Annotated in this window: 1 protein-coding gene; it reads right to left on the bottom strand. The window is 60.2% G+C overall.

Annotation, left to right across the window (positions count from 1 at the left end):
* Window positions 1-103: 103 nt before the first annotated feature.
* Window positions 104-249: helix-turn-helix domain-containing protein (locus SB753_RS39885; protein ID WP_410805525.1), on the bottom strand; the 146-nt coding region annotated here is incomplete at its 5' end.

The following is a 249-nucleotide window of genomic DNA, read 5'->3' as shown; positions in this document are numbered from 1 at the left end:
CAGTATGTGCGGGGCAACAATCTGACCAACTCCGGGCCGGAGCATCTGTTCGTGAAGCTCGGCGGCTTATCGGCCTGAATCGGATGACGGGGGCGAGGTAGAGTCAGCCCGCTCTCCCCTTGTCGGGTGGCAAGGATCGATCGTGAGCCGCAGAGCGGTATTCCGTTGGCCGGAGTCCCGTCTGCTTGCGAAAGAAACGACCGAAATAGGCCTCGTCCTGAAACCCCAGTTCACTCGCGATCTGCTTCA

It is taken from the genome of Paraburkholderia sp. SIMBA_053 (genome assembly GCF_046534895.1).
In the GTDB taxonomy this organism is placed as follows: domain Bacteria; phylum Pseudomonadota; class Gammaproteobacteria; order Burkholderiales; family Burkholderiaceae; genus Paraburkholderia; species Paraburkholderia caledonica.
Note: the sequence above shows the minus strand (reverse complement) of the source record. Positions and strands in the feature narration are given on the sequence as shown.